Annotated in this window: 15 protein-coding genes; 3 read left to right on the top strand and 12 right to left on the bottom strand. The window is 64.9% G+C overall.

The features are described from left to right. Positions 1 to 468: 468 nt before the first annotated feature. From A3M7_RS0101170 to ugpB, 12 genes are all read right to left on the bottom strand, one after another. Positions 469 to 1,191: a GntR family transcriptional regulator gene (locus A3M7_RS0101170; protein ID WP_025576621.1), complete on the bottom strand. Its 723-nt coding sequence runs from the start codon at positions 1,189 to 1,191 to the stop codon at positions 469 to 471. Positions 1,192 to 1,195: 4 nt separating this feature from the next. Beyond that, complete coding sequence (gene hpxZ, locus A3M7_RS0101165) at positions 1,196 to 1,588, bottom strand: oxalurate catabolism protein HpxZ (RefSeq protein ID WP_025576623.1); 393 nt, start codon at positions 1,586 to 1,588, stop codon at positions 1,196 to 1,198. A gap of 1 nt (position 1,589) precedes the next feature. Beyond that, positions 1,590 to 2,984 carry an AtzE family amidohydrolase gene (locus tag A3M7_RS0101160; protein WP_027542267.1) on the bottom strand — a complete coding sequence of 465 codons (1,395 nt, stop codon included), beginning with the start codon at positions 2,982 to 2,984 and terminating at the stop codon, positions 1,590 to 1,592. A gap of 7 nt (positions 2,985 to 2,991) precedes the next feature. Continuing rightward, entirely contained in the window at positions 2,992 to 3,171 is a 180-nt protein-coding gene (locus A3M7_RS0101155; RefSeq protein WP_008140250.1) for a DUF4089 domain-containing protein, read from the bottom strand. A 15-nt stretch (positions 3,172 to 3,186) separates the two neighbouring features. Next, positions 3,187 to 4,968 carry an ABC transporter ATP-binding protein gene (locus tag A3M7_RS0101150; RefSeq protein WP_027542266.1) on the bottom strand — a complete coding sequence of 594 codons (1,782 nt, stop codon included), beginning with the start codon at positions 4,966 to 4,968 and terminating at the stop codon, positions 3,187 to 3,189. 130 nt (positions 4,969 to 5,098) lie between these two features. After that, positions 5,099 to 5,998, bottom strand: a complete 900-nt coding sequence (locus A3M7_RS0101145) for an ABC transporter permease (RefSeq protein WP_027542265.1) — start codon at positions 5,996 to 5,998, stop codon at positions 5,099 to 5,101. Between the two features lie 62 nt (positions 5,999 to 6,060). After that, positions 6,061 to 7,074, bottom strand: a complete 1,014-nt coding sequence (locus A3M7_RS0101140) for an ABC transporter permease (RefSeq protein WP_027542264.1) — start codon at positions 7,072 to 7,074, stop codon at positions 6,061 to 6,063. 245 nt (positions 7,075 to 7,319) lie between these two features. After that, positions 7,320 to 8,942, bottom strand: a complete 1,623-nt coding sequence (locus tag A3M7_RS0101135; RefSeq protein WP_027542263.1) for an ABC transporter substrate-binding protein — start codon at positions 8,940 to 8,942, stop codon at positions 7,320 to 7,322. 504 nt (positions 8,943 to 9,446) lie between these two features. Further along, complete coding sequence (locus A3M7_RS0101130) at positions 9,447 to 10,382, bottom strand: phosphotransferase (RefSeq protein WP_027542262.1); 936 nt, start codon at positions 10,380 to 10,382, stop codon at positions 9,447 to 9,449. Between the two features lie 96 nt (positions 10,383 to 10,478). Beyond that, positions 10,479 to 10,754, bottom strand: coding sequence for a protealysin inhibitor emfourin (locus tag A3M7_RS0101125; RefSeq protein ID WP_156936803.1), 276 nt, complete (start codon positions 10,752 to 10,754; stop codon positions 10,479 to 10,481). Positions 10,755 to 10,780: 26 nt separating this feature from the next. After that, entirely contained in the window at positions 10,781 to 11,812 is a 1,032-nt protein-coding gene (locus tag A3M7_RS0101120; protein WP_027542260.1) for a M4 family metallopeptidase, read from the bottom strand. Between the two features lie 331 nt (positions 11,813 to 12,143). Then, positions 12,144 to 13,484 (bottom strand): sn-glycerol-3-phosphate ABC transporter substrate-binding protein UgpB, encoded by a 1,341-nt coding sequence (ugpB, locus tag A3M7_RS0101115; protein ID WP_027542259.1) that lies wholly within the window; start codon positions 13,482 to 13,484, stop codon positions 12,144 to 12,146. A gap of 187 nt (positions 13,485 to 13,671) precedes the next feature. On the opposite strand from ugpB, the gene A3M7_RS0101110 reads away from it, so the two are divergent. The 3 genes from A3M7_RS0101110 to A3M7_RS0101100 are packed head-to-tail and all read left to right on the top strand — an operon-like array spanning position 13,672 to position 18,467. Then, positions 13,672 to 14,667, top strand: a complete 996-nt coding sequence (locus tag A3M7_RS0101110; protein ID WP_025576603.1) for a TRAP transporter substrate-binding protein — start codon at positions 13,672 to 13,674, stop codon at positions 14,665 to 14,667. Between the two features lie 6 nt (positions 14,668 to 14,673). Then, positions 14,674 to 16,752 (top strand): HAMP domain-containing sensor histidine kinase, encoded by a 2,079-nt coding sequence (locus tag A3M7_RS0101105; protein ID WP_027542258.1) that lies wholly within the window; start codon positions 14,674 to 14,676, stop codon positions 16,750 to 16,752. After that, the gene (locus A3M7_RS0101100) at positions 16,722 to 18,467 is read left to right on the top strand and encodes a DUF3369 domain-containing protein (RefSeq protein WP_027542257.1); all 1,746 of its coding nucleotides are present in this window, start codon (positions 16,722 to 16,724) and stop codon (positions 18,465 to 18,467) included. Before A3M7_RS0101105 ends, A3M7_RS0101100 begins: the two co-directional genes overlap by 31 nt. Positions 18,468 to 18,476: the final 9 nt, after the last annotated feature.

Below are 18,476 nucleotides of genomic sequence, written 5' to 3'. Positions count from 1 at the left end.
AGCTAGAATAGATGGTGGGCACGGCGCTTTGCGCCTTTGCCCACCCTACGGCACTGCGAGCACAACACGAGCGTGCCTTTTCTTTCTCTGCAGTTTCTGGCAACAGATCAGAATGCGCGGAAAGGCGAACAGGTGATCATCTTACAACGTCTTTGGCGCGGACAATTTTCGCTACGTGTCAGCTTCTGGATTTTTTACGTGCTGGGATATCTGATCTCGGTCGGTCTTAGCTCGATGATCAGCCCGCTTGTTCATGTCCAGCCATGGCGGCTTCTGAGCGTTCTTACCCTGATTATACCTTACAACATTGTTTCGACCGTCGGAGTGCTACGAAGCGCTAATGCATATCCATCGGCGAAGAGCTGGTCATTTTTCGCCCAGATCGCTGTGTGCCTCTGGGAAGCCAGGATAATTTGGTCGCTTGTAGCAGGGACATTGCGAGCCGCGCAGGAATTTTAGCAGTCGCGCCTACACCGACACCGCGTAGATCTCGTACTCCCCGCGCACCAGCTCGATATGCGCGCGCATGGCGGCGGCGGCACCCTGCTTGTCGCCGCGCATGATGGCGACGACGACGCGGTCATGCTCGGCTTGCGATTTGGCGAGACGGCCGAGGTTGCGGAACTGGGCGCGGCGGAACGGCTGCACGCGCACGCGGGTCGCCAGCGTGATCTCGGCGATATAGCCGTTCTGCGAGCCGGCATAGATCGCGTTGTGGAAGCGCTCGTTGACCTCGTGGAAGCGATCGGGATTGCCGGTATAGCTGAGGACACGCAGCTCTTCGTGGATGGCCTCCAGGCCGTGGCGCTCGGCGGCGGACATGCGCTCGGCGGCAAGGCCGGCGCACAGCGCCTCCAGCTCCGCCATCGCCTCGAACATGCTCTTCAGCCGTTCGATCGACGGCTGCGCCACCACCGCGCCGCGATGAGGCCGTGCCTCGACGAGGCCGCTCGCCACCAGCTGGCGCAGCGCCTCGCGCACCGGCGTGCGCGAGACGTTGAAACGTCGCGCGATGTCGGTCTCGTCCAGCGGCGCGCCGGGGGCCAGGGCTCCGCGCACGATCTCGTCGGCAAGCTGAAGACGCAGCTCCTCGGCGCGCGTGACCTTCTGCAGCGACGGCAGTGCCCGGTCGACGCGCGGCACCACCGGCTCGGCCGGCAGTGTTCCCTGCGGAAGATCGTCAAGCGTCATTCGATCAGGTCTCTTTCGACTCGTCGATGATGCTGACATGGGCGGCGACGACGCGCCAGCCCTCCGGGAAGCGAATCCAGGTCTGCATCTGCCGGCCGACCTTGCCGGGCGCCGTGTCGCGATAGAACAGGGTGGAGGCCACGGCCGTGTCGCGGCCATAGCTGCTGATGACGGTCTTCGCGGTGCGACGGTTGAGGCCGACCGGCGAGCGGCCGGCGCGGAAGCCGGAGATCGCCTCATAGCCGTAGAGGTTCTCGCCGATGCCGTAGCGCAGCGTGCGGGGATCGTTGCGGAACAGCTCGCCGAGCACGGCGACATCGTTGGTGACGAGGGCCTGCTCATAGCGATCGAACGCGGCTTTCACTTCCGCGATCACGTCGGGGAGGTCGATCTCCATCTCAAAGTCCTCTCGGCGATGGCGCGGATACGACGCCCATCCGTTCCAATGCATGCGCGACGCGCAGCGCGATGTCCTCGCGCCAGGGCGCGGCGACGATCTGCACGCCGATCGGCAGCGGCTCGAGCGGAACCGGCACGGCAACGACGGGCAGCCCGATGAAGGAGATCGGCTGGGTGTGGATGCCGATATTGGCGCGCACCGGCAATTCGACGCCGTCGAGCTTGAAATTCACCTGTCCCAGCTTCGGCGCGGTGCAGGGCGTTGCCGGTGCGAGCAGCACGTCGACCGACCTGAAGATCTCGGAAAACTGCGCGCGATACCAGCGGCGGAATTTCTGCGCGCGATCGACCAGCGGCGCGGGCACCATGGCGCCCGCGATCAGCCGGTCGCGCACGGCGGGATCGAAATCGTTCGGACGCTTGCGCAGGCGATCGAGATGCAGCGAGGCGCCCTCCGTGGTGGAGATGACGTAAGCCGCCGCGCGGGCACGCGCGGCTTCGGGCACATCGACGATTTGCGTCGTGCCGAGCGCCTTGGCGACGCGGCTCACGGCTTCGACCGCCTCGGGAAACACGTTCTTCTGGAAGTAGCCGCCGGCGATCGCGATGCGCAGGTCCGAAACCGGATTGGCGAGCAGCGGCACCGTCGGCTCCAGACCGCGTGTGGTGCAGGCGGCATCGTCGGCATCCGGCCCCTGCATCGCGTCGTAGGCGAGCGCGAGATCGGTGACGGAGCGCGCGAACGGACCGAGATGATCGAAGCTCGCGACGAACGGAAACGACCGCGCGCGCGACAGCCGGCCATAGGTCGGCTTCAAGCCAAAAATGCCGCAGAAGGAGGACGGCACGCGAATCGAGCCGTTGGTGTCCGAGCCCAGCGCGATCGGCACCAGCGCGCCGCCGACGGCGCTCCCCGAACCGCCGGACGAGCCGCCGCTCATCCGCGTCGTGTCGTGCGGATTGCGCGAGGGACCGTCGTGGACGTTCTCGCCAGTGAAATCGTAAGCGTATTCGCCCATGTTGAGCGCGCCGACCAGCACGGCACCGGCGGCTTCCATGCGCTCGATCAAGGTGGCGTCGCGCTTGGCGGGTGCGAGATCGCGGTTGATCTTCGAGCCGGCACGCGTCGGCAAGCCGGCAACGTCGAACAGGTTCTTCACCGCGAAGGGGACACCTGCGAGCGGACCAACCGTCTTGCCCGCGGCAATGTCGGCATCGATCGCACGCGCCTTGGCGCGAGCGCGATCGGCAGTGACGTCGGTGAAGGAGTTGAGGATGGTGTCGTGCTGCTTGATGCGCGCAAGCGCGGCTTCGGTGGCAGCGAGGGCGGACATCTTGCCGCCAGCCACCGCTTTGGCGATGTCGGCAGCACTTATCTCTGGCTTGGTGGTCATGGCGGCGTCAGACGGTGAAGATCGGCGCCGGCTCGGTCTCGTCCGGCAGCGCGAATTCGTCAACGAGGCGGCCGAGCCGCAGCGACACTTCGAGATTGGCGCGAACCGCCGGCCTCCAGGCCTCCTCGATCGGCAATGCCAGCGCTTTCGATACGGCGTCGATATAATCGTCCAGCGGCTCGGCCATCACGCTCCCAAACAATCAGTGTACCGGCAACGGCGGATGCGGGATCGCCGTCAGCAGCTCCTTGGTGTAGTCGTCCTGCGGATCGCTCAAAACCCTCTCGGAAGGGCCTTCCTCGACGATTCGACCCGTCCGCATCACAATGACACGATCGCACAACAAGCGCACTACGTTCAAATCATGCGAGACGAACAGATAGCTCATACCTAGCCGCGCCTTGAGGTCCTGGAGCAGGTTGAGGACCACGGCCTGGACCGAGACGTCGAGCGCAGCGGTCGGCTCGTCGAGGATGACGAGTTTCGGATGCAGGGCAATGGCACGGGCGATGCCGACGCGGGCCTTCTGCCCCCCGGACAATTGGTGCGGAAACCGATCCAGCAGATTATGCGGCAGGCCGACCATGGTCGCCAGTTCCTCGCAGCGGGCGCGGAGCGCGTCACGGCCCCTGATGTCGCCGAGCTGCATGATCGGGTCGGCGATGGCGCGCGCGGCGGTGAAGCGCGGGTTGAGGCTGTCGGTCGGGTCCTGGAACACCATCTGGATGCGGCTGCGCTGGGGCAGCCGGGCAAACGAGGCCGGCGCGATGCCGCCGATGTCCTCGCCGTCGAACTGGATCAGGCCGGAGGTCTGGTCCAGGAGGCGCATCACCATCATCGAGGTGGTCGATTTGCCGCAGCCGGATTCGCCGACGAGGCCGACGCTCTCGCCATGGCCGATGGAGAAGCTGATGCCGTCAACGGCGCGGAACACATCCGGCTCCGGCGCCGGCTTGCGGCCGAACAGTTTCCCGAGCACGGCAGTGGCGCCCTGGCGGGGATATTCCTTGACCAGCTTTTCGATGAGGAGGAGGGGCTTTGAAGTCTCGTCACCCCCGGGCTTGACCCGGGGGTCCATCGATTGGGACGAGTCTTGCGAAGCGTGATGGATGGCCGGGTCAGGCCCGGCCATGACGGATGCGGATTGGGATGCCCCCTCCTCCTCCGGCAGCAGATCCCGCAAGCTCACGCCGAGCCGCGGCGTCGCGCGCATCAGCTTCTTGGTGTAGGGATGCTGCGGATTGGCGAAGATGTCGGCGGCTTTCGCGGTCTCGACCACCCGGCCCTTCTCCATCACCACGACGCGGTCGCAATAGGCCGCCGCGAGACCGAGATCGTGGGTGATCAGGATGGTCGACATCGCGCGGCGCTTGGTCAGCTCGACGATCAGGTCCATCACCGCCTTCTGCGTGGTGACGTCGAGGCCGGTGGTCGGCTCGTCCGCGATCAGCAGCTGCGGATTGCAGGCCAGCGCAAGCGCGATGACGACGCGCTGGCACATGCCGCCGGACAGTTCGAACGGATAGGCGTGGTAGCGTTCGCGCGGACGGGCGATCTTGACCTGCTCCAGCGCCTCGATCGCCTTTTCGCCGTGATCAGCGACCTGGGCCTGCTGCACATGGGTGCGCAGCACGTCCTCGATCTGGTCGCCGACCTTGCGGATCGGGTTCAGCGCCGCGCGCGGGTTCTGGAAGATCATCGACACTTCGCGGCCGCGCAGATCGCGCATCTGGTCTTCCGATGCCGCCTTCACGTCGATACCCGAGAACATCACCGAGCCCTCGGCGATCCGCCCCGCCCGGTCGAGGATGCGCATCACCGCGTATGACGTCACCGACTTGCCGGAGCCGGACTCGCCGACGATGGCGAGTGTCTCGCCCTTGGCGACGGAGATGTTGACGTGCTGCACCGCTTTCACGATGCCGCGGCGGGTGGTGAATTCGACCGTGAGGTCCTGGACGTCGAGCAGGGGCTGGGCGGTCATGAGGGCCTCCCGATCAAAAATGGCGAAAACAACCCCATGCACAGTAGAACGAGGTTGATTTCATTGACGAATTTCGGCCGGACATTTGCAGCTGGGGCGGGCCCGGCTCTCTCGCGCTGGAAAGCAGCCATCACGTCCTCCGCTGCGGGTCGACGATGTCGCGCAGGCCGTCGCCGAGGAGGTTGAAGCAGAACACGGCGATCATCAAAGCAAGGCCCGGGAACAGCGCGATCCACCATTCCCCTGACACCATGAAGCCGGCGCCTTCCGCGACCATGATGCCCCATTCGGCGGTCGGCGGGCGGACGCCGAGGCCGATGAAGGACAGGCCGGCGGCGTTGAGGATGGCGTAGCCCATGGTCAGCGACATCTGCACGATCATGATCGGCATGATGTTGGGGAGAATATGCACCAGCAGGATGCGGAATTCGCCGTTGCCCGATAGCCGAGCCGCCTGCACGAAGCCGGCGTTACGGCGGACGTTCGCCTCGGCACGCGCAACGCGCGCATAAAGCGGGAAGTTCACGATGGCGGTCGCCAGGATGATGTTCTGCACGGTGTTGCCGAGCGCTGCGACGATGCCCATGGCCAGCACGAACAGCGGGAAAGCCATGATGGTGTCGGCGATGCGACCGACGATGCGATCGGTCCAGCCGCCGAAATAACCGGCGGCGATGCCGGCGAGGCCGCCCATCAGGAACACCAGCACGACGGAGGCGACCGCGATGAACGTATCGAGCCGCGTCGCCACGACGACGCGGCTGAAGATGTCGCGGCCCAATTGATCGGTGCCGAACCAGTGTGCCGCTGACGGCGGCTTCAACGACGCGGCGGTGTCGGACGCCAACGGATCATACGGCACCACATAGGGACCGAAGATCGCGGCAGCGAGGATCACGATCAGCAGCGCGAAGGCAAAGCCCGTGACCTTGTTCTCGCCGAGAACGTAGCGGGTCTGTTCGAGAATCGCGACGAGGCCCGAGGTTCGCGCAGGGCCGACGGGTTCAGCAGCAGGCGCAACGGAGCTCATGTGACTCTCCTTTTGCGCATGATCTGATCGGAAAACCGGCCTCCACTTTTCCGGATCATGCGCTAACCCTCCAACCTGACGCGCGGATCGATCACGCCGTACAAAATGTCGATCACGAGATTGAGCAGCACGTACATGACCGCCATGGTCAGCACGAAACCCTGCACCGGCGCGAAGTCCGACGAGATCAGCGCTTCCACCGCGTAGGAGCCGATGCCGGGCCAGGCGAACACTTTTTCCACCAGCACGTTCGCACCGAGCAGGAACGAGAACACCATGCTCAGCGTGGTGATCACAGGCAGCATCGCGTTGCGGAAGGCGTAGGTGACGATCACGGTTGCCGGCGACAGCCCGCTGGCGCGCGCGGTGCGAACGAACTCGGAGGCGAGCACCGCGAGCATCGAGGCACGGGTCATGCGCGCGATCGGCGCCAGCGAGAAGATCGCAAGCGTCGTCGCCGGCAAGATGAGCTGGCTCAGCGCCGAGCGGAACGCCTCGAAGTCGCGCGCGATCAGCGTGTCGATCAGATAGAAGCCGGTCACCGTCGGCGGCGCGCTGTAGAACACATCGAGGCGGCCGAGCGGCGCCGGCGACCAGCCGAGCCGGAAATAGAAGACGTAAACGAGAACGAGGCCGGTGAAGAACACCGGCAGCGACACGCCGGCCGTCGTCGTGACCCGACAGAGGTGATCGACCCATGACCCCGGCCGCGTTGCCGCCAGCACGCCGAGCGGAATGGCGATGACGATCGAGACGATGAGGCCGAGCAGCGTGAGTTCAGCGGAAGCGGGCAGGCGGTTGCGGATCTCGGCCGCGACCGGCTGGCCTGTGGTGAGCGAGTTGCCGAAATCGCCATGGGCGAGGTCGTTGGTGTAGCGGAAGAACTGCTCGATCAGCGGCCTATCGAGACCGAGCTTCTTGCGGATCTGCTCGACGGCCTCCTTCGTCGCCGCGGGACCGGCGAAATACGCGGCGGGATCGCCCGGCAGCGCGCGCGTCAGCAGGAAGGTGACGATGACGACGCCGATGAGCGATGGGATCGCGAACATCAGGCGCTTGCCGATCATGGTCAGCATGGAAGCGCTCTCCTTCTGCTTGGCAATTGGGAGCAGACTTGCGCGGCGTTCGCCGCTGCGTTCCCTCCCCCCTTGCGGGGGAGGGCTAGGGAGGGGGGTGGCTCCGGGAGAGGTCTGAGTTTGTGGCTACCCCTCTCCCTGCCCCTCCCCCGCAAGGGGGGAGGGAATGAGAGGGCGGTGGCCACCTCACTCGAGTCTGGAAGGCCAACACATGCCGATGCGTCGCCGACGATCAGCATGACGCCTCACCCCTTCGCCATCGCGCGGTAATCGAGGCGGCGGTGGAACCAGTATTGGTAACCGCTGATGTTCTTCTGCATCGCGACGTTGACGAAGGGCTGGTACAGCGGGATGCGCGGGACGTCGGCGTAGGCGAGATCGACGAAGCCTTTCACGTCGGTGTCGTAGGTCGCGGTATCGCCGCTCGCGGCCGCAACGCGCGCGCCGTCGATCAGCTTGTCCATCTCCGCCGACTTGTAGCTCATGGTGTTGAAGACGGAATTGTTGCCGTGATAGCACCAGTAGAAGAAGTACTCGGGGTAATCGAGCCAGCCCGAGAACACGTTGGTGAAGAGCGGCATCTCCTTCTTGTTCAATTCGGTGCGCCAGTTGGCGCCGGGCACCTTGTTGATGGTGGTCTTGATGCCGAGCTGCGCGAGTGATTCCTGCACCAGCACGCAGAGCGGCTCGTTGACGCCGGCGAAGTTGAGATCGAAGGAGATCGTGGTCTCGAAGCCGTTGGCGTAGCCGGCCTCGGCCAGCAACGCCTTCGCCTTCTCCATGTCGGTGTTGTATTTGTGCTGCTGCGGCCAGGCGACTTCCGTCGGCTTGTCCTTGGCGGCGCCGAACATGGGATTGCCGAGCCCGAACAGCACCGCATCCATGATCTTCTGGTAGGGCAGCGCATAGGCGATCGCCTGCCGCACCTTGACGTTGTCGAACGGCGGCTTGGTGACGTTCATACCGATATACTGGATGCCGTTGGAGAACGGCAGCGACACCACGTTGAGCTTGCCGCTGGCCTTCATCTCCTGGAAATCCTTGAACGGCAGCTCGTAGGAGATGTCGGCGTCGCCGCGCTCCAGCAGCGCACGGCGGTTGCCGGCCTGCGGCACCATGCGCCAGATCACGCGCTTGATCTTCGGCAGCGGGCCGCCGACCCAGTCCTCGTTGCGCTCCATGATCACTTCGGTGCCGGCGGTCCACTTCGTCACCTTGTAGGCGCCGGAGCCCGCGGTCTGCTGCTTCGTATACTCGAGACCCCACGGGTCTTTCTCGCTGGCGTTCTTCTTCACCAGCTCGGAATTGACGATGCACGGCACGATGACGGCGAGGTCGGGAATCGTCAGCCTGTCCTTCTTGGCGAAGTCGACGCGCACGGTGCCGTCGTCGACCACCACGAACTGTTCGGGTTTTGTGAGCGAGCCCGCGCTCATCTGGAAGGTCGGAAAGCCGCCGACGCTGACGGCGCGGTCGAGCGACCACTTCACGTCCTTGGCGGTGACGGGCGCGCCGTCGTGGAATTTGGCGTTCTTCTTCAGCTTGAAGGTGACCGACATGTCGTCGATCTTCATGTCCTCGGCGAGCTCGCCCTTGAACTTGTCGCGGTCGTAATAGGGCACGCCGCCGGGGCCGCTCTTCATCTCGTGGCTGATCAGCCGGTCGTAGCAATTCCAGGACACCTCATAGCCGGGCACGTTGGTGCCGACGCCATGGATGTCGAGATTGTTGGGGCCGCCCTCCGAGACGATCAGCAGCGTCTCCGAACGCGCATCGGCCTTGGCCGAGGAGACGACCTGCGGCATGGCCGGAAGCGCCGCGCCAGCGGCCAATCCGGAAACGGACTTGAGGAAATCGCGGCGCTTCATGAAATCGCTCCAACACAAAAGTTTCTGGTTGGAACTGGATTCGCAAGGTTCGTGCCAGAGCTTAACGGAAGCTTACTCCGCGGTTAATCTATTGATATCATGTTGGAAACTGAACGAGAGAGGGGCGCGGCGCTGACGCGCGGACCTTGGGTATTGCATACAAAGAGACTCATTTGCTTACGAAATGAGCTACGCGAGGCCACGGCTTATTTGGTAGGCGACCGTGCCGCCGTTCGATTGCCGTCGTCCCGGCGAAGGCCGGGACCCATACCGCGCGATCTATCGGTAAGATTCAGGTCACAGTACCAGCGAAGAAAACGTAACTGGAAGAATCCGTAACCGTGAGTCTTCGCCAAACGGCCCCCTGTGGCTATGGGTCCCGGCCTTCGCCGGGACGACGCTGATTACTGGGTAAGCCTCGTCGCAACTCACTCGCTGCCGTCCTGGAGGAGGCCTGCTGCGCTTGTCCAGGACGACAGCTTTGATGAGGTCGGCGGCGGTGGGTTATTCCGCCCAGATCAACTCCTGCAGCTCGACGAGATCCTTCGCCTTGTCCTGCCAGCCCTCGATGCAGATGTGGCTGTTGAGATCGCTGGCGTGGTGCAGCAGCATCAGAGCCATCAGGCGCCGCTTGAGCGCAGCATCCAGCTTCGCATAGCCGAAGCCTTCGAGCAGGCTGCGCACCCGGCCGGGCCGGCCTGCCGCCATGAAGGCGCTGGGGCCGAGCAGGTCGTAGTCGCGCCATCCCGCCCGCACGTCGCCGAAGTCGAACAGGCCGGCGAGCGACCATTGCCCGTCATTGCAGGCAAGCAGAAAGTTCTCCGGGATGTATTCGCCGGTCAGGATCACCGGCGGTGCGTCCATCGGAATGAGGCGGGCTGCATCGCGCAGGAGATCGTCGAGGCCTCCAAGGAATTTGGGCGCAAGCCCGAGTCGCTGGTGCCTGGCGCGGCAGCCCTGCATCTGGGCGCGCATGAACTCATCCCAGCGCGGCTCGATTGCTGCGAGAGGACCAAGAGGCGCGCGCTGCACGGACGCGATGGTCTCGCCGATCCGGCGCAGCAGGCGCTCCTTCTGGTCTTCCGGCAAAGACGGCCACACTTCCGAGCCGAGCGTCCCGGCAAGGCGCGTGATGACGAGATAGGGCCAGCCGTCGCGCGCGCCTTCTGCGACGATCTCGGGAATCGGCACCTGAAGCCGGCCTGCGAGCTGCGTCAGCGAACCGCGCTCGGAGATGAATTGCGCGTGGAGCTGCGGCGGAAAAATCTTCAGGATCAGGTGCGCACCGAGGCCGACCACGAGATTGGTGCCTGTTACAAACACCTGCGGCGAGCCGACATCGAGGCCGTGGCTGCGCGCGATGTCGAGCGCGATCGGCAGCCATCGGGACAGGTCGGCGCGCAAGGCGCGGTAGGCCTCGAGGCTCGTCGACGCGGACATGCCCCAAGTACCGGCTGAACAAGCCTCGGCTGAACAAGCACCGGCGGAATCCGGCGGCAGCGTCTCCTCCATCACAGCGCCCGGCTCCGCCCGGTGTTATTCCAGGACATCCTTGACGCTGTTCCTGATGGTCGAGGGGACCGCATGCTCGGGGACTTCGATCGTCTGCGCACCGCGCGTGATCCGGTAACTGAACGCGTCGGCCTGGCCCGGATGCGCGGGAGTGATCTTCTTCGGATCGGCAAACAGCTGCTCCACCGTCTTCTGATCGGCGGCCGACAGATCCGACAACGCCACTTCACCGCGACTCCTAAGGTGAGGGCCGCCGAAGCCGGCGAACCCTCCGACGCGCTCGATCTTCAAGCGATCCACGCTTCCTTCCTTTCGTAACGCACGCTTTATAGCCCGACCTTCTTCCATCCGGTATCGACGGCGGCGAAGATCGCGACATCGCCGGGATACAACGTGTGGGCACCCTGCCGGGTCCGCGCCGCGAAGGTCTTCATCGTCATGTTCGGCATCGGCCCGAAACCGGTGAGCGAATGGTACCACACCTGCCCGATCTTGGCCCAACTGTATCCGCCAAGCGTCGCGCAGGCCGTGTAGAAGGCGAGGTTCGGCGGCCCGCTCGCGTAATGCGGGTCCATGCCGGGCGTCACTTGCGAATATTTGGTCGGCTGCGGCGCCAGGCAGTGCTTGGCGGCGGGATCGGCCATGTCGCGCAGGCAGGTGAACCCCCTTTTCTTGGCCCCCGGCCCCATGATGTCGCGCCCGATCAGCCAGTCGGCCTTCTTGACATCCTGCTTGGCCTCCCACTGCCGGAACATCGAGCCGAAACAGTCGGAGATGCTCTCGTTCAGGCCGCCAGCATCGCCGCTATAGACGAGCTGGAGGCTGTGCTGGGTGACGCCATGGGTCAGCTCGTGGCCGATGACGTCGTTGCCCCGGGTGAAGTCGACGAAGATGCTGCCGTCGCCGTCGCCATAGATCATCTGCGACCCGTTCCACATCGCGTTGTTGTACTTCTCGCCGAAATGCACCGACGACATCATGGTCATGCCGTGATCGTCGATCGAATTCCGGTTGAAGACCTGCTGGTAGAACTTGGCCACCTTGGTGGTCTGGTTGAAGGTGCGCTTGACGGAGCCGTCGGAGGACGTCTTCGGCTTCGGCACGGGCGTCCCCGGGAGCGTCTGCGTGTGCTTGCAGTCGTAGACCGTGACCGACGGCGCCGCGGCCAGCGTGACCAGACCTGCGGCGCGCGCCGCCACGACGTTGGTCAATTTCGCCGTCTGTGTCCGCAATTCGCGCAGTTCATGACTGACCTGGACGGTGTCGACCAGCTGCTTGCGAAGCACAGCGGACAGCTTCTTGTCCTGGGAGAGCTTGGTCAGAACGTCATTCGGGATGATGCAACATGAGCAAGTCATAGACGATCTCCATCACAACTTTTCCGAAAAAATGATAGGTAAAACAACCTCAAGATTATCGCTGCGCGCCCGCGCCACAAGTGATGTGGCTCACACGAGCGTCACTGTTTCGAGAGCGTGGAGCCGCGGCCCGTTGCGCCGCAGATTCGCACGGTCCTTCCGGTTGCAAGATGTCGATTGCGTTCGCGGGTGCAGCGAACGTCACGCCCAATGCGCGAACAGCGCCGCGCCTAAAGCGCGATGAGATTGGGATGAATCGTAGTCGCGCTTCAGGTTATTACCTGAGCATGATCTTTCCGGAAAACCGCTTCGCACTTTTCCGGATCATGCTCTATCGCTCCGGGCTGGCGCGCTCGAACTGGCGAAGCAGCTTGTTGCCGCGCTCGACCGCGGAATCCAGCGCTCCCTGCGCGCTCTTGTGGCCGGCAAAGGCCTGCTCCAGCTCGTCCTCGATCGCACCGCGGATCAGCACGAAGGAGCCGAGCCGGATGCCCTTCGAATTCTCCGTCGGCTGATGCAGCGTGATCTCCTCGAACGAGATCGCCGAGCCCGGATTGCGCTCGTAGAAGCCTTGCGCGCGCGTCAGCTCGTAGGCGGCGCGGGTGATCGGCAGATATCCGGTGTTCTGGTGCCAGGCGGCCTGCACGCCGGGCTGCGACAGATAGGCGAAGAACCGTGCCACGCCCTTGTATTCCGCGCGCGGCCGGTCGCGCAGCACCCACAGCGTGGCGCCGCCGATGATCGAGTTCTGCGGCGCGTCCTTCACCTCCGGCCAGTACGGCATCATGCCGTAGCCGATCTCGAATTTGGAATTCGCCTTGATGTCGGCGCGCGTCGCCGAGGAGCCGATGAAGACGCCGCATTCGCCGCTCTGGAAGCGCGGCTCGGCCGACTGGCCGCGGCCGCCATAGTCGAACAGCTTGGTCTTCTGCCACTCAGCCAGCTGGGCGACGTGCTTGACGACGACCGGATTGTTGATGGTCAGCTCGGCATCGAGCCCGGCAAAACCGTTGGTGCGGGTCGCGAGCGGCAGATTGTGGAAGGCCGAGAGATTCTCGATGTGGATCCAGGACGGCCAGGACGTGGTGAAGCCGCAAGGAGCGCCACGGTCGCGCAGGCGCTTTGCGATCGCGCCAAGCTCGGGCCAGGTCTTCGGCGGCGTCTCCGGATCGAGGCCCGCGTCACGGAACATGGTCTTGTTGTAGTAGAGGATCGGCGTCGACGAATTGAACGGGAACGACAGCAGATTGCCGGCCGCATCGGTGTAGTAGCCGGAGACGGCGGGAAGGTAGTCGTTGAGCGAGAACGGCTCGCCCTGGTCCCGCATCAGGCTGAACACCGGATAGATCGCGCCCTTGGCAGCGGTCATGGTCGCGGTGGCGACCTCGTTGACCTGGACGATCGCGGGCTGGCTGCGCGAGCGGAAGGCGAAGATCGCGGCCGTCACCGTCTCGGTGTAATTGCCCTTGTAAGCGGGCACGATCCGGTAATCGGACTGCGAGGCGTTGAAGTCGGCGGCGAGCTTTTCCAGTTGCCGGCCGAGCTCGCCGGACATGGCGTGCCACCACGCGATGTCGGTGGCGGCGTTTGCCTGCGCGGTGAACGTGAAGGCCGCGGCGGCGGCAACGACCTGCAAACAGCGCAATGCTGAAATCACGATGGCCCTTTCCATGTCGCGCGGCAAAAGGCGACCCTATCCTGCTTACGGCGCGGCATTTCCAGTTTCAACCGGGAATGAGGGCCGGCCGCGCCGCACAATCACCCCGCGGGGCCGGGCGGGATGGCCTTCCCTCAACCATCTGCTAGATTGCATTGAACCTTTTGGTCCTGCCATAGACTCCACCACTGAGGGGTTGAGTGTGCCAGTGTTGAACCGTGCCGAACTCTCACGGACCGGGGTGGGTTTCGTTGCGCTTTTGATCGCCATCTGCGCGACGAGCGCCGTTGCGCGCGAATTTCGCGCCGCCGACACCCAGACCGAGAATTACCCGACCGTCCAGGCGCTGCGCTACATGGGCGCGCTGATCGCCGAGCGCACCGGCGGCCGGCACGAGATCAAGGTGTTCCACTCCCGCCAGCTCGGTGAGGAAAAGGAGACCATCGAGCAGACCCGGGCCGGCGCGATCGACCTCAACCGGACCAATGTGGCCCTGATCGGCAATTTCGTTCCGGCGATGAACGTGCTCGCCATGCCGTTCCTGTTCCGGTCCATCGAGCACATGCAGAAGGTGCTGGACGGGCCGATCGGCAGCGAGATCCTGAACAGCTTCGAGCCCTACGGTTTCGTCGGGCTCGCCTTCTACGATTCCGGCGCGCGGTCGATCTACAACGGCGTCCGCCCGGTGACGAACGTCGCAGACCTCCGGGGCCTGCGGATCCGGGTGCAGCAGTCGGAGTTGATGAGCGAGATGATTCGCTCGCTCGGCGCCGAGCCGGTCGAGATGCCCTATGGGCAGGTGCTCGCCGGGCTTGCCAACCATCTGATCGACGGCGCCGAAAACAACTGGCCATCTTTCGTGACGACGGACCATTACAAACATGCCGGCTACCTCGCACTCACCGAGCACACGATGAGCCCCGAAGTGCTGGTGATCTCGCTCAAGGCCTGGCGCAGCCTCTCGGCGGACGACCAGACCATCTTCAGGGAGGCCGCGCAGCGCTCCAGCCGCTTCATGCGCGAGAAGTGGCGCGACCTCGAGGAGCAGTCGCAGCGCAAGGCCGAAGAAGCGGGCGTCCGTATCGTCAGGGATATCGACCGCAAGCCGTTCGAGGACGCGATGGCGGCGATCTACGCCAAGGCCGGGCGCGATCCCGCGGCGGCCGCACTGATCGAACGCATTCGCAAGGTGGAGTGAGCCCTCTTGGCCGCGCCTGGACACAGCGAGCACGCAGACAGGCCGCCGGGCCCGCTCGGGCGGCTGCGCGTGCGCCTGGTCGGCGCGCTCCGCGCGGTGCCGATCCGCTGGCGCATCCTGTCGATCGCGGCGCTGAACTCCGCCGTGGTGGTGGTGCTGGTGGCGCTGATCTGGAACGGATCGCAGGTGCTGGGCTCGGCCTGGGACGACGTTCGCCAGGTGCGCGAATCCGACCGGATCCTGGCGCTGCTCGAAAGCGAGACCGGGCGGCTGCATAATCTGATTCACCGCTACATCAACCAGCCGAGCCCGGACCTGTTCGCCGAGATCCTGCTGCTGCGCGAGGCGGTGCTGGGCACCCTGACCAACCGCGCAGCCAAGGACCCGATGCTGTCAGGCTCGGTCGAGGAGCTGGAGCGCACCACCGACCGCTTCCTCAACGGCTTCGGCGAGCTGCGCAGCGTCCAGGCCACCATCGCCAAGACCTATGAGGACCAGGTGCAGGGCCCGGCCAGGGACATGGCGGGCCTCTATTCCATCATCGAAGGCGCCACCGGCCATCGCGACGCGCTGATCTGGCCCTCGCTCGGCAAGTCGCGCGAGGCCTTCACCGCGATGCTGGTCGCGGCCAATTCCTACTATCTGTCGCTGTCGTCAGGCGCGGCCGACGACGCGCGCCGCAACACCGAGACGATCGAGAAGACCATCCCCGTGATGATCGACCTCGCCGACAACGACCTTCAGCGGATGGCGCTGCAAAAGCTTGCGGCCCGCACCATGGCGCTGCGCGAGGGTTTTGCAAAACTCTCCGAGCAGCTGACGAACCGCACCGAGCTGCTGCGCAACACCATCGACGCCAGCCAGGCCGAGGCGATCGGCGCCATCGACGACCTCTCCACCAAGATGCGCCAGCGCGAGCAGAAGGCGCAGGAGACGTTCGACCGCACGCTGGCGGATATTTCACGGCGCGTGCTGTCGATCGCGGTGATCTTCCTTGGCATCATCCTCACCGCCGGCGTGCTGATCGCATTGTCGATCCGCCTGCCGCTGCAGCAGATCATGACGGCGATGCGCGCGATCATGCTCGGCGACCTCGACCGCGAGGTGCAGGGCACGCGCGCGCGAGACGAGGTCGGAGCCATGGCGCGCGCGGTCGAGGTGTTCCGCGAGAACGCGATCGCGAAGCGCGAGACCGAGGACGAGCTGCGTGCCTCCAAGGAAAAGGCCGAGAGCGCGCTGCTCGAGCTCAACGCCGCACAGCAGAATCTGATCGACGCCGAGCGGCTCGCAGCGCTCGGCGGCCTCGTCGCCGGCGTCGCGCACGAGGTCAACAACCCGATCGGTATCAGCCTCACCGTCGCGTCCAGCTTTGCCCGGCGCAGCGATATCTTCGAGGCCCAGCTCAAGGGCGAGGGCGGCCTGCGCCGCTCGCAGCTCGAGGAGTTCGTGCAGGCCTCGCGCGATGCCTCGCAGCAGCTGGTCGCCAACCTCCAGCGCGCCGGCGAGCTGATCCAGTCGTTCAAGCAGGTCGCGGTGGACCGCTCGCATGCCGAGCGGCGGCAGTTCAGCTTGAGCGAAGCCACCGACCAGATCATCGCCAGCCTGCGCCCGGTGCTGAAGCGCTCGCCGATCACGCTCCAGGTCGACGTGCCCGAGGGGCTGCTGCTCGACGGCTATCCCGGCTCCTACGGCCAGATCCTGACCAATCTCTTCCTTAACGCAGCCAACCACGCCTTCGCCGACGGGCGCGCCGGCACGATCACGATCTCGGCGCGGCCGCGCGGGACCGACGATATCGAGATCATCTTCACCGATGACGGGGCCGGCATGACCCCGGACGTGCAGCGCCAGGCCTTTGACCCATTCTTTACCACCCGGCGCAATGAAGGTGGTACGGGACTTGGCCTCCATATCGTCTATAACCTCGTCACCCAGCAGCTCGGCGGACGGATGATGCTGGAATCCAAGCTGGGACAAGGCACCACTTTTCGCATTATCATGCCCCGGGTCGCCAAGGGCGGCGCGCAAAGCACAGAGACTGACGGGACTTCTCAATGGCCGAACAGGACGATGTCCTCCACCTGATCGACGACACCGGTACCGCGTCGGAGGACACGGACGCCCGGAAATGGAAGATCGCCGTCATCGACGACGATCCGGCCGTGCATGACGGCACCCGCTTCGCGCTGTCCGATTACAGCCTCAACGGCCAGGGCCTGGAGATCCTCTCCGCCTATTCCGCGGCCGAAGGTCGCAAGCTGATGGCCGCGCACAGCGACATCGCCGCGGTGCTGCTCGACGTCATCATGGAGACCGACGTCGCCGGCCTCGAGCTGGTCGAGTTCATCCGCAACGAGATCAGGAACGAGACCGTGCGCATCATCCTGCGCACCGGCCAGCCCGGCCAGGCGCCCGAGCGGCGCGTGATCGTGCAGTACGACATCAACGACTACAAGGCCAAGACCGAGCTCACCGCCGACAAGCTGTTCACCTCGCTGACCGCGGCGCTGCGCTCCTATCAGCAGCTCGAGCGCATGGTGCAGACGCGCCGCGGGCTCGAGATCATCATCGACGCGGCCTCGACGCTGTACGACTTCAAGTCGATGCAGCGGCTCGCCGAGGGCGTACTGACCCAGCTCGCCTCCCTGCTCAATGTCGATTGCGCCGGCATACTGGTCCTGCGCGACAATGGCGGCATCGACCCCGAGCTTTCGGTGCTCGCCGGCAGCGGCTGCTACAGCCGCTTCATCGGCACCACGACGTCGAAGGCGCTCGACCCCGATCTGCGCGAGATGGTGGAGGCCGCCTTCCAGCGCCGCAAGAACGAATTCGCCGACCACCGCAGCGTGATCTATCTGCGCACCGGAAGCGGCCGCGAGGTCGTGGTACTGCTCCAGGCCGAGCGCGAGCTGTCCGAGACCGACCGCTCGCTGGTCGAGATCTTCTCCAGCCGGCTCTCGATCGCCTTCGACAACGTCATCCTCTATCAGCAGCTCCAGGACGCCAACACGCAGCTGGAAGACCGCGTCGCCCAGCGCACCCGCGCCCTGATGCAGGCCAACCGCCGCCTCTCGGCGCAATGGCTGCGGCTGCAGCGCGCCAACGGCTTCAAGAACGAGATTCTGGGGACCGTCGCGCACGATCTGAAGAATCCGCTCGGCGTCATCCTCGGCCGCACCGAGATGCTGAAGGAGCTGATCTCGACCGGCGCCTCGTCCAGCGGCGTGGTCGCCCAGGTCGATCACATCCGCGACGCCACCAAGCGCCTGACCACGATGGTCGACCATCTGATCTCGGACGCGATGGCCGATGCCTTCGACATCACCATTCGCCGCGAGCCGGTCGACGTCGCCGCCCTGGTCAAGGAGGTCGCCGACGCCAACCATCCGCTCGCCGTCAACAAGCAGCAGGCAATCAGCGTCGCCGCGCCGTCCAACATCGTCACCATGTGCGACACCGACCGCATCCGCGAGGCGATCGACAACCTCATCAGCAACGCCATCAAATACTCGCCGATCGGCGGGAGGATCAGCGTGGCCGTCACCCACGAGGGGAGCGACACCATGGTCCGCGTCAGCGACGAGGGCGCCGGCCTGTCGCCGGAGGATCTCGGCCGCCTGTTCGGCCGGTTCCAGCGGCTGTCGGCAAAACCGACCGCCGGCGAGAGCTCGACGGGGCTTGGGCTTTCCATCGTGAAGCGTATTATCGACATGCATGGCGGCGAGGTGACCGCCGAAAGCGACGGCCCCGGCAAGGGCTCGACCTTCACCATCACCCTTCCTGCGACCGAACTGCCGTGACTTAGAGAC

Source organism: Bradyrhizobium sp. WSM2254, from assembly GCF_000472645.1.
Classification (GTDB): domain Bacteria; phylum Pseudomonadota; class Alphaproteobacteria; order Rhizobiales; family Xanthobacteraceae; genus Bradyrhizobium; species Bradyrhizobium niftali.
The sequence above is the reverse complement of the archived record's forward strand: the minus strand, read 5'-3'. Positions and strand labels throughout refer to the sequence as shown.

Excerpts from the sequence above, each read along its gene's own strand:
- A3M7_RS0101170 (WP_025576621.1), bottom strand. The coding sequence starts at position 1,191 with ATGACGCTTGACGATCTTCCGCAGGGAACACTGCCGGCCGAGCCGGTG.
- hpxZ (WP_025576623.1), bottom strand. The coding sequence starts at position 1,588 with ATGGAGATCGACCTCCCCGACGTGATCGCGGAAGTGAAAGCCGCGTTC.
- A3M7_RS0101160 (WP_027542267.1), bottom strand. The coding sequence starts at position 2,984 with ATGACCACCAAGCCAGAGATAAGTGCTGCCGACATCGCCAAAGCGGTG.
- A3M7_RS0101155 (WP_008140250.1), bottom strand. The coding sequence starts at position 3,171 with ATGGCCGAGCCGCTGGACGATTATATCGACGCCGTATCGAAAGCGCTG.
- A3M7_RS0101150 (WP_027542266.1), bottom strand. The coding sequence starts at position 4,968 with ATGACCGCCCAGCCCCTGCTCGACGTCCAGGACCTCACGGTCGAATTC.
- A3M7_RS0101145 (WP_027542265.1), bottom strand. The coding sequence starts at position 5,998 with ATGAGCTCCGTTGCGCCTGCTGCTGAACCCGTCGGCCCTGCGCGAACC.
- A3M7_RS0101140 (WP_027542264.1), bottom strand. The coding sequence starts at position 7,074 with ATGCTGACCATGATCGGCAAGCGCCTGATGTTCGCGATCCCATCGCTC.
- A3M7_RS0101135 (WP_027542263.1), bottom strand. The coding sequence starts at position 8,942 with ATGAAGCGCCGCGATTTCCTCAAGTCCGTTTCCGGATTGGCCGCTGGC.
- A3M7_RS0101130 (WP_027542262.1), bottom strand. The coding sequence starts at position 10,382 with ATGTCCGCGTCGACGAGCCTCGAGGCCTACCGCGCCTTGCGCGCCGAC.
- A3M7_RS0101120 (WP_027542260.1), bottom strand. The coding sequence starts at position 11,812 with ATGACTTGCTCATGTTGCATCATCCCGAATGACGTTCTGACCAAGCTC.
- ugpB (WP_027542259.1), bottom strand. The coding sequence starts at position 13,484 with ATGGAAAGGGCCATCGTGATTTCAGCATTGCGCTGTTTGCAGGTCGTT.
- A3M7_RS0101100 (WP_027542257.1), top strand. The coding sequence starts at position 16,722 with ATGGCCGAACAGGACGATGTCCTCCACCTGATCGACGACACCGGTACC.